Below are 9,487 nucleotides of genomic sequence, written 5' to 3' on the forward strand. Positions count from 1 at the left end.
GTCTTCGAGCCGCCCCCGACGCCGCCGCCCGCGCCGCCGCCCTCGAAGAAGCTGACGCGCAAGGAGCGTGAGGCCGAGGCCCGGCGCCAGCGCGAGGAGGCGGCCCGCCTCAAGCGCGAGGAGGAGCAGCGCAAGAAGGACGAGGAGGCCCAGCGCAAGGCGGACGAAGAGGCGAAGCGCAAGGCGGACGAAGAGGCGAAGCGCAAGGCGGAGGAAGAGGCCCGGCGCAAGCGCGAGGAAGAGAAGAAGCGCCCCAAGCTCGACGAAGACGATCTCCGGAACTACTAGCCATGCGCCGCCTTTCATCGCTCATCGTTCCCTCGGCCCTCGTCCTGGGCCTGTCCGCCTGCAGCCTGCTCGTCAGCTTCGACCCCGAAGGGCAGCCCTGCGACCGCGGCCAGTGCCTGGAGGGCTACGTCTGCCGCGACGAGGTCTGCACCTCCGAGGACGGCACTCCCACCGACGCCGGCACCACCGACGCCGGCATCGGTGACGCCGGCACCAGTGACGCCGGCACCACCGACGCTGGTGACGACACGGACGCCGGCCTCACGGATGGCGGCCTGCTGCCCGACGGCGGCTGAAGTCCCACCCCGGGCCTGACGTCACCGGTCGCCAGTCACGGCGCCGGTGACGGGCCCCGGGTGCCGTCGCCGCCGCGCCTTGCGTCCCTGTCTCCAGGGGCCCCGGGGCGCGGCGCCCTGTAAACACTCCCGCACGTGGCCACCGGGCCGCGCCGTGTCCCGCCGGACACGGCTGCCTGCCGCCAGGCGCCAGCGGGAAACCCCTGTGATTCCAGCCGCTTGAACGCGACGTCAGCGCCGGGGAGCACTTCCGGTGCGTGGCATCATCCGTGCTCTGAGGCGGGCCCAAGGAGGCATCATCGACATGGGCAAGCGCGTGGGAGTGCTGATGGGCGGGTGGGGCGAGGAGCGGGAGATTTCGCTCAAGACGGGGGAGGCCGTGGTGGCGGCCCTGGAGACCCTGGGGCACACCGTCACCCGCGTCTTCGCGGGCCCGGGTCTGGACCGGGCGCTGCGCGCGGCGGACATCGACGTGGCCTTCCTCGCGCTGCACGGCCGCATGGGCGAGGACGGCCGCGTGCAGGGCCTGCTGGATCTCCTGGAGATTCCGTACACCGGCTCCGGCGTGCTGGCCTCCGCGCTGGCCATGGACAAGCCCATGGCGAAGAAGCTCTTCCAGCTGCACAACCTGGCCTCGCCCCGGGGCTACCGGGTGGCCCGCGAGGACGCGGAGCGCGCGCTGGAGCTGCACGGCGACAGCGGCTTCCCCTGCGTGGTGAAGCCCGCGAAGGGCGGCTCGTCCGTGGGCCTGTCCGTGGTGCACGACGCCGGGGCGCTGGTGCCCGCGGTGGTCCAGGCGTGCCGCTTCGGCGGCGAGGCCCTGGTGGAGCGCTTCGTCCAGGGCCAGGAGGTGACGGTGGGCATCCTCGGCGACAGCGTGCTGGGCAGCTGCGAGGTGTCCTACCCGCGCGAGGGCTTCGACTACGAGGCCAAGTACAAGGGCGGCGGCGCCCAGTACTTCCTCCCGCCCCGCCTGTCCGACGTCCGCCGCGTCAACGTGGAGTCGCTCGCGCTCGCGGCCTACCGGGCCCTGGGGTGCCGGGGCTACGGCCGCGTGGACCTGATGTGCTCCGACACGGAGAACGACGTGGTGCTGGAGGTGAACACCCTGCCGGGCTTCACCCCCGTAAGCCTCCTGCCGAAGATCGCCGCCCGCGCCGGCCTGGACTTCCCCGCGCTGGTGCAGGGCGTGCTGGACCGCGCCACCCGTGACGAGTCGCATGTCGCGGAAGGCCCCGCCCTCGCGCCCGCGGCTCCCGTGCCCCTGCGCGTCGCGCGCTAGGTCCTCCGCCGCTCGGAGCACCTGGGACGTCGTCCCGGCAGCGCCCCGACGCAGGGAAGGAGGGGGTGACAACCTGCGTCAAAACCGCCGTTCAAAGCCTCTCGAATCCGGGGAATAGTTTGACACGACCCGGGTGGCTCCCTATTGTCCGCCGGCGATCAGTAGCCGGAAGGTCAAAGCCCTGTCTTTTCGGGCACATACGGGGCGGGGCTCAGCAGACCCACAGGCGGCGGTCAGCGTGAGCGGTCGGTCGGCATGCCGCCACGTCTGGTAGGACCGCTGGCGCCAGTGCCAGCGGGAGGGGCTGAGCGTCACCGATGACCACCGTCGAGATCATCTTCCTGGCAGTCTACTTCAGCTTGCTGAGCGTGCTGGGAGTCTACGGCTCCCACCGCTACCGCATGGCGTTTTTGTATTACCGCCACAAGTTCAAGCTGCCGACGCCCAATGGCACGCTGAAGGCGCTGCCCAAGGTCACCATCCAGCTGCCCATCTTCAACGAGATGTACGTGGTGGAGCGCCTGGTGGAGTCGGTGTGCCGCATCGACTACCCGCGCGAGCTCTTGGAGATCCAGGTGCTGGACGACTCCACGGACGAGACGTGCGGCATCGCGCGCGCGTGCGTGGAGCGCCACCGTCAGAAGGGCCACGACATCGTCTACATCCACCGCGTCAACCGCCAGGGCTTCAAGGCGGGCGCGCTGGAGAACGGCCTCAAGCTGGCCTCGGGCGAGTACGTGGCGGTGTTCGACGCGGACTTCGTCCCCAGCCCCGACTTCCTGATGCGCACGGTGCCCTTCTTCGCGGACGCGAAGGTGGGCATGGTGCAGGTGCGCTGGGGCCACCTGAACCGTGAGTTCAGCATCCTCACGCAGGCGCAGAGCATCTTCCTGGACGGGCACTTCATCATCGAGCACACCGCGCGCAACCGCGCCGGCTGCTTCTTCAACTTCAACGGCACCGCGGGCATCTGGCGCCGCAGCACCATCTCCGACGCGGGCGGCTGGCAGCACGACACGCTCACGGAGGACCTGGACCTGTCCTACCGCGCGCAGCTCAAGGGCTGGCAGTTCATCTTCCTCCCGGAGGTCATCTCCCCCGCGGAGGTGCCGGTGGACATGAACGCCTTCAAGAGCCAGCAGCACCGCTGGGCCAAGGGCTCCATCCAGACGGCGAAGAAGCTGCTCCCCACCATCCTCAAGAGCGACCTGCCGCTCCTGGTGAAGCGCGAGGCCTTCTTCCACCTCACCAACAACATGGCCTACCTGTTGATGGTGCTCCTGTCCGTGCTGATGCCCATCAGCATGGTGGTGCGCTTCCAGCACGGCCTGTACGGCACGCTGTTCCTGGACCTGCCGTTCTTCATCACCGCGACGGCCAGCGTCTGCGTCTTCTACGTGGCCGCCCAGCGCGAGCGCGGCGTGAAGGGCTGGGAGCGCTTCAAGTACCTGCCCTTCCTGATGAGCCTGGGCATCGGCCTGGCCATCAACAACGCGAAGGCCGTGGGCGAGGCGCTGCTCAACCAGCAGTCAGGCTTCGCGCGCACGCCGAAGACGGGCGCGGAGGGCAAGAGCGTCAAGGCCGTGAAGAAGAGCTACCGGGGCAGCAAGACGCTGATGCCGGTGGTGGAGCTGCTCTTCGCCGCGTACTTCACCGGGGCGCTGTGGTTCGCCATCGACTCGCGCATCTACACGTCGGTGCCCTTCATCATCCTGTTCCTGGCGGGCTTCCTCTACGTGGGCGCGTCCAGCCTGCTGCAGGGGCTGGCGGGCCGGGCGAAGGCGCCGGACGCCGCTCCCGCCGTGGCGCCCTCCGAGGAGCAGCCGCGTCAGGCGGCCTGAGCCGTTCGCACCGCTTCCGCTGTCCACCTCGCGCCGCCGCTTCCCTCCTGGACTTCACAGGGTGGGGAGGGCGGCGCGGTGCTTTTCCCAGGGCTTCCGGCCTACATGCCCGCGTCGGGCGCGCCGCGCAGCAGCACCTGCTCCTGGCGCACCGGCGCGGGGCCGGAGGTCGCGGGACGGCAGCCCTCGTCGATGGCGGTGCTGGACGCGGCCCTCAGCGTGAGGCCGGCGTCGGTGCAGGCCACGGCCTCCGTGGGGAAGGCGACGGGGCAGGGCGTCCCGGAGGCGCTGAAGCCGGTGGCGCGCGTCTCGCCCACGAAGCCCTCCGGCGTGCGGGTGAGGACGATGCCCACGGAGCCCGCGTCCGCGGACTCCATGCCGCCGTCCGCCCACGCTCGCACCACCGCGAGTGAGAGGGTGCGACCGTCGTCCTGGCCCAGGTAGCGGAAGGCCGGGTTTTGCGCGTGGTGGTAGTCGCCGGCCAGGTTCTTCTCACAGCCGGGCGGCACGTGGATGGGCGGGGGCACGGAGGCCATGGAGGTCTCCACCCGGGGTGGGGCCTTGCCCGGACAGGCCGCGAGCGAGAGGACACAGAGGCCGAGGGGGAGGGTGACGAGGGCGCGGTGCATGGGGCGCGGATATTCTCCCAACGGACGGCCCGGTGGGACGGTGTTTGCTTCCCCTGGGATGACTCTCTAACCTTCGGGCGACATGAGTCTTCGCCGCTTCGCCATCCTGTCGCTCGTCGCCACCCTGGCGCTGCCGTCCGCGGCGTTCGCCCAGGACATTGATGATCTCCTGGGCCCCTCGGAGACGAAGCCCACGAAGCCCAAGGGCACCAAGACCAAGCCCGCGAAGCCGCCGAAGCCGGCGGTGAAGCGCAAGACGCCGCCGAAGCCGACGGTGAAGCGCAAGGGCAAGAACGCCGCCACGGCCACCGCCGAGGACACGGCCCCCGCGAAGGCCACGCTCGCGCTCAAGCTGGGCAGCAACGCGCGCGGCGCGAAGGTGACGGTGGACGGCCAGGAGGTGAACCCGCAGACGCCGCTGGAGCTGGCGCCGGGTGAGCACACCGTCGTGGCCCGCCGTCAGAACTATGCGGACTTCATCCAGCAGGTGACGCTGGTGCCGGGCCTGACGACGGAGCTGCTCATCGCGCTGGACGCGGCCACGGGCTTCGCCACCCTGCGCGCGGACGTGCCCCGCGGGGTGGTGGTGGTGTTCGTGGACGGCAACCGCGTGGGGCCCGCCCCCATCGACAACTACCCCCTGTCCCAGGGACCGCACGAAATCGAGTTCCGCGCGCCGGGGCTCAAGGACGTGAAGAAGATCACCGTGCGCGCCGGACAGCTCTATGTCGTGGAGGGGCAGATGCGTCCCTCCTCGGACACCCCGACGGCGGTGGCGGCTCAGTCGGAGGACACGCCGCGTTCGACGGTGCTGGAGCCCTCGAAGTCCCCGGAGCCGGTGGACCAGCCGGGGCTGGCGCTGGGCACCGAGCAGCCGCCGGAGGTGAAGGAGAGCACCAGCAAGTCCTGGTACCAGAAGTGGTACGTCTGGGTGGGCGTGGGCGTGGTGGCCGCCGCCGCGGGCGCTGGCGCCTACGCGATGACCCGGGGCCCCGCGGAGCTCACCCCGAATGAAGTGTGCGGCGGGACGTGTGACGGCGACATCGGGTTCTCGGGCCTGCGCCCGGCGATGCCCGCGAATGGCGTGCGCTTCTGACCCCGCGCGGAGCGGACGCCCACGTCCGCTCCGTATGCGAAGGCTTCGGGGCCGCTCAGTGGCCCCGCAGGTCGTCCTCGGCGCGGCCCGCGCCGGGCACCAGCCGCAGGAAGACGTTCGTCACGCGGCCCACGCCCCAGTAGTCAAGCGCGGTGACGCGGAGGCGGAAGGGCTCGGACTCCGGCAGCAGGGCGCTGAGGTCCACCTCGTTGGGCTCGAAGCTGAAGGCGCGCCGGCCCACGTTGTCCACCTGCTCGTTGCCGATGAAGACGCTGTCCGCGAAGCCCACGGCGGCGCGGCGCGACACCTTCCCCTTCGTGTCCAGCACCTCCAGCAGCAGGAAGTTGTCCACGGCGAAGCCCTGCGTGCAGGCCGCGTCCCCGCAGAGGCTCGCCTTGGCGCCGTCCAGCAGCAGCTGCGGCGTTTCGCTGGTGGCGACGACGCGCGGCGTGCGCTCGCCCTCGCGGGTGTCCACCTCCACGTCCTCGCGCCGCTGCTCCAGGCGCGCCGTCTCACGCTCCGGCGTGGCGGTCAGCAGCTGGACCGAGCGCGGTTCGGGCGGCGCGGCGGCGGTGGACGGGGGAACCTGCTTCGCGCAGGCCAGGAGGCTCAGCGCGGCGGCGGAGAGGGTCAACGTTCGCGAGTGGCGCACCCGGAGGCTTGTAGCGAGCGGCCCTGGACGGGGTCAATTAGCATGCCCCCATGCGGACCCTCCCCGGATGGTGGCTGCTGTGCGCGTTGGTCGCGGGCCCCGTGGCCGCGGCGACACCTCCCGCTCCCGCCGCTCCCGCCATCCCGGGCGCGGGCAGCGTGGCGCCGGAGGTGCAGCTGTGCCTCCAGCACCTGAAGCCGGAGGAGCGGGATCGGGCCGCGAAGGCGCTGGGGCCGCTGGAGTCCGTGCCGCTCTACCGCGTGCAACTGGAGGTGGAGCCGAAGGAGCGGCGCGTCTGGGGCAAGGTGCAGGTGGAGCTGGTGGCCAGGGGCCCCAGACCGGTGACGGAGCTGTTCCTGCGGCTGACGCCCAACACCCGCTCCCGGCAGGTGACGCTCTCCGGCGCGAAGCTCAACGGGAAGGCCGTGGCGCTGGAGCTGGGACCGGAGCCCACGTTGCAGCGCATCGCTGTCGAGCCGCCGGTTCCCCCGGGCGGCACGGTGTCGCTGGAGGTCGCGCTGAAGGGCACGGTGCCGAAGGCGGCGCCGGGCGCGGAGTCGCTCCTGGGCTCGGGCGGGCTCCTGGGCGGCGGCGCGAAGGGTGGCTCGGATGACCACGGCGCCTTCTCCGCCACGGCGGACGTGGTGAGCCTGGTGGGCGTGGTGCCTCAGGTGCCGCCGGTGGATGACCAGGGCCAGCCGTGGGCCGGCCCGCAGGGCACGGGAGACCTGGCGCTGTACGAGCCCGCGCACGTGCTGGCCACGCTCACGGTGCCGTCGGGCTGGGCGGCGCACGCCACCGGGACGCCCATGGGCGCGGTGCCCGAGCGCGACGGCCGGGTGCGCTACAGCTTCGCGGCGGCGGCGGTGCGCGACTTCCCGGTGCTGGTGACGCGCGGCTACCAGTCCGCCACCGCCACGGTGAACGGCGTCACGGTGGAGAGCCACTTCGCGGCGCGGGACGCGGCGGTGGGCAAGCGCGTGCTCAAGTACGCGTCGCAGGCCCTGACGGAGTTCGAGAAGCGGCTGGGCCCGCTGCCCTACACCCACTTCCGCGTGGTGCAGGCGCCCTTGAGCGGCGGCGCGGGCGGCATGGAGTTCCCGGGGCTGGTGACGGTGGGCACGTCCCTCTACCGCGCGAAGCAGGACCCGCTGTCCATGCTGGTGGGCATGCCCGGCATGGAGGCCTTCCAGGAGCTGCTGGCCGCGCAGGGCGGCGCGGGGATGCTGGCGCAGGTGAGCTCGCAGGTGGGCGCGTCCCTGGAGCGCACGCTGGAGTTCACCGTGGCGCACGAGGTGGCGCACCAGTACTTCGCGGGGCTCGTGGGCTCGGACCCCATCCGCGACCCGGTGGTGGACGAGTCCCTGGCGCAGTACGCGGCGCTCCTCTACATGGAATGGGCCCACGGCCCGGAGGCCGCCGAGTCCCTGCGCAACGAAGCCCTGGTGATGCCCTACCAGTTCTTCCGCATGGCGGGCGGCAGCGACGGCCGCGCGGACCGGCCCACGGGCGACTTCGACGGCGGCGAGCTGGAGTACGGCGCGCTCGTGTACGGCAAGGCACCGCTGCTGCACCACGCGTCGCGCAAGCTGGTGGGGGACAGCGCCTTCTTCAAGGCCCTGCGCGCGTACGTGGACACGTACCGCTTCAAGTGGGCGTGCAAGGCGTGCTTCACGCAGGAGCTGGCGAAGGCGAGCCCCGCGAACGCGAAGGCGCTGACGCAGCTGCGCACCCACTGGTGGGAGGAGGCCCATGGCGACGAGGACCTGGGCGCCGCGGACCTCCAGGGGCTGATGGAGGCCATGGGCGGCAACATGGGCATGGGCGGCGTGAAGCTGGACGCCCAGACGCAGCAGCTGCTGGAGCAGCTCCTGCCCCAGCTGATGGGGCAGTAGGGCGTTTCAGTCGAACAGCGCCTGCACGAACTCGCGCGGCTCGAAGCGGCGAAGGTCGGCGATCTTCTCGCCCACGCCCACCCAGACCACGGGCAGCTTCAGCTCGTCGCAGATGCCGATGATGACGCCGCCCTTGGCGGTGCCGTCCAGCTTGGTGAGCGCGATGGCGCTGACGCCCACGGCCTCGTGGAACTGCTTGGCCTGCTGGATGGCGTTCTGCCCGTTGGTGGAGTCCAGCACGAGCAGCACCTCATGGGGCGCGCCGGGCAGCGCCTTGTCCATCACGCGCTTGACCTTCTTGAGCTCCTCCATGAGCGGGGCCTTGGTGTGCAGCCGGCCCGCGGTGTCCGCGATGATGACGTCCGCGCCTTCGTCCTTCGCCTTCTTCACTGCCTCGAAGATGACGGCGCTCGGGTCGCCGTTCTCCGGGCCCGTCACCAGCTGGGCGCCGGCGCGGCTGGCCCACACGTCCAGCTGCTCCGTGGCGGCGGCGCGGAAGGTGTCACCCGCGGCGAGCACCACCTTCTTGCCCTGGCCGGTGAGCTGCGCGGCCAGCTTGCCGATGGTCGTCGTCTTCCCGGCGCCGTTGACGCCCACCACCATCACCACGTGCGGCGGGCCACCGCCCTCCAGCGAACGCGGCACGGGCAGGTCCACCATGCGCGCCACCTCGTCGCGGATGGCGCCCTTGATGCGCTCCGGGTCCTTCAGCTCCGCGCGCTTGAGCTTGTCGCGCGCCACCTCCACCAGGTGGTCCGCGGTGCGCACGCCGATGTCGGCGGTGAAGAGGATTTCCTCCAGCTCCGACAGGACGGACTCGTCCATGGTGCGCTGGCCGCCAAACAGGCCGTTGAGCCGCGCCATGAAGCCCTGGTTCTTCGTGCGGTCCAGCCCCTGCGCCAGCGTGCGGCCGCCCTCCGCCTCCACCTTGGCGCGCGCCGCGGCGGCCTCGGCCTGACGGGCGGCCTCCGCCTGGGCGGCCTCCTGGGCGATGGCCTCGTCGCGCAGGCGCACCGCTTCCACCTGCTCCCGCTTGCGGCGCTCGCGCGTCTCGTCGTCGAGCGCCTTCTTGGCGCGGTACTCGACGCGCTTGGCCTCCTCCTCGCGCTCCTTGAGGGCGCGGACCTGCGCCTCCAGCCGGGCCTTCTCCGCCGGGTCCTTCGCGGCGTGGGCGGCGAACGAGGCCGTCTCGCGCTCACGGCGCAGCTCGTCCATGCGCGCGTGGGCGTCATCCAGGTCCCGGCGCCGGGCGAGCTCCGCCTCGTTGGGCGGCAGCTCCACGCGCAGCTCGGGGCGCTCCGCGGGCAGCTGGGGCGCCTCCGCCTCCGGCTTCTTGGGGGCTTCCGGCACGCGCTTCTTGCCGAAGAGCTTGCGCGCCGCGACGAGCGCCAGGACGACGAAGAGGGCCGCGCCGCCAATGCCCACCACTTCGCCGCCGGTGAGCCCGGTGTCCGGCGGGGTGCCCGTGCCCGGCTGCGTCGTCCCGCCGCCGGGGGTAGGGGCGGGGG

General features: G+C 71.8%; 8 protein-coding genes and 1 pseudogene. 6 read left to right on the forward strand and 3 right to left on the reverse strand.

Features of this window, described 5'->3' with window-relative positions; genetic code table 11:
- From D7V80_RS38325 to D7V80_RS38340, 4 genes and pseudogenes are all read left to right on the forward strand, one after another.
- Positions 1-288, forward strand: a pseudogene (locus D7V80_RS38325) (PEGA domain-containing protein); the annotation flags it as partial.
- Positions 289-290: 2 nt separating this feature from the next.
- Complete coding sequence (locus D7V80_RS38330) at positions 291-584, forward strand: hypothetical protein (protein ID WP_120592768.1); 294 nt, start codon at positions 291-293, stop codon at positions 582-584.
- Positions 585-888: 304 nt separating this feature from the next.
- Positions 889-1,866, forward strand: a complete 978-nt coding sequence (locus D7V80_RS38335; protein WP_120592769.1) for a D-alanine--D-alanine ligase — start codon at positions 889-891, stop codon at positions 1,864-1,866.
- A 317-nt stretch (positions 1,867-2,183) separates the two neighbouring features.
- Positions 2,184-3,707, forward strand: coding sequence for a cellulose synthase family protein (locus tag D7V80_RS38340; protein WP_120592770.1), 1,524 nt, complete (start codon positions 2,184-2,186; stop codon positions 3,705-3,707).
- A 101-nt stretch (positions 3,708-3,808) separates the two neighbouring features.
- Here the strand turns inward: D7V80_RS38340 and D7V80_RS38345 are convergent, their stop codons facing one another.
- Positions 3,809-4,336 carry a hypothetical protein gene (locus tag D7V80_RS38345; protein WP_199738962.1) on the reverse strand — a complete coding sequence of 176 codons (528 nt, stop codon included), beginning with the start codon at positions 4,334-4,336 and terminating at the stop codon, positions 3,809-3,811.
- An 82-nt stretch (positions 4,337-4,418) separates the two neighbouring features.
- Between D7V80_RS38345 and D7V80_RS38350 the strand changes: the two genes are divergently transcribed.
- A complete protein-coding gene (locus tag D7V80_RS38350) occupies positions 4,419-5,432 on the forward strand; it encodes a PEGA domain-containing protein (protein ID WP_120592772.1) in 1,014 nt (337 codons plus the stop codon).
- A 55-nt stretch (positions 5,433-5,487) separates the two neighbouring features.
- On the opposite strand, the gene D7V80_RS38355 is transcribed toward D7V80_RS38350, so the two are convergent.
- Positions 5,488-6,084, reverse strand: coding sequence for a hypothetical protein (locus D7V80_RS38355; protein WP_120592773.1), 597 nt, complete (start codon positions 6,082-6,084; stop codon positions 5,488-5,490).
- A 50-nt stretch (positions 6,085-6,134) separates the two neighbouring features.
- Between D7V80_RS38355 and D7V80_RS38360 the strand changes: the two genes are divergently transcribed.
- Positions 6,135-7,979: a M1 family aminopeptidase gene (locus D7V80_RS38360; RefSeq protein WP_120592774.1), complete on the forward strand. Its 1,845-nt coding sequence runs from the start codon at positions 6,135-6,137 to the stop codon at positions 7,977-7,979.
- A gap of 6 nt (positions 7,980-7,985) precedes the next feature.
- Here the strand turns inward: D7V80_RS38360 and ftsY are convergent.
- On the reverse strand, positions 7,986-9,487 hold a 1,502-nt coding region (gene ftsY / locus D7V80_RS38365; RefSeq protein ID WP_233586041.1), incomplete at its 5' end, for a signal recognition particle-docking protein FtsY.

It is taken from the genome of Corallococcus sp. CA054B (genome assembly GCF_003611625.1).
In the GTDB taxonomy this organism is placed as follows: domain Bacteria; phylum Myxococcota; class Myxococcia; order Myxococcales; family Myxococcaceae; genus Corallococcus; species Corallococcus coralloides.

Excerpts from the sequence above, each read along its gene's own strand:
- D7V80_RS38335 (WP_120592769.1), top strand. The coding sequence starts at position 889 with ATGGGCAAGCGCGTGGGAGTGCTGATGGGCGGGTGGGGCGAGGAGCGG.
- D7V80_RS38350 (WP_120592772.1), top strand. The coding sequence starts at position 4,419 with ATGAGTCTTCGCCGCTTCGCCATCCTGTCGCTCGTCGCCACCCTGGCG.
- D7V80_RS38330 (WP_120592768.1), top strand. The coding sequence starts at position 291 with ATGCGCCGCCTTTCATCGCTCATCGTTCCCTCGGCCCTCGTCCTGGGC.
- D7V80_RS38340 (WP_120592770.1), top strand. The coding sequence starts at position 2,184 with ATGACCACCGTCGAGATCATCTTCCTGGCAGTCTACTTCAGCTTGCTG.
- D7V80_RS38360 (WP_120592774.1), top strand. The coding sequence starts at position 6,135 with ATGCGGACCCTCCCCGGATGGTGGCTGCTGTGCGCGTTGGTCGCGGGC.
- D7V80_RS38345 (WP_199738962.1), bottom strand. The coding sequence starts at position 4,336 with ATGCACCGCGCCCTCGTCACCCTCCCCCTCGGCCTCTGTGTCCTCTCG.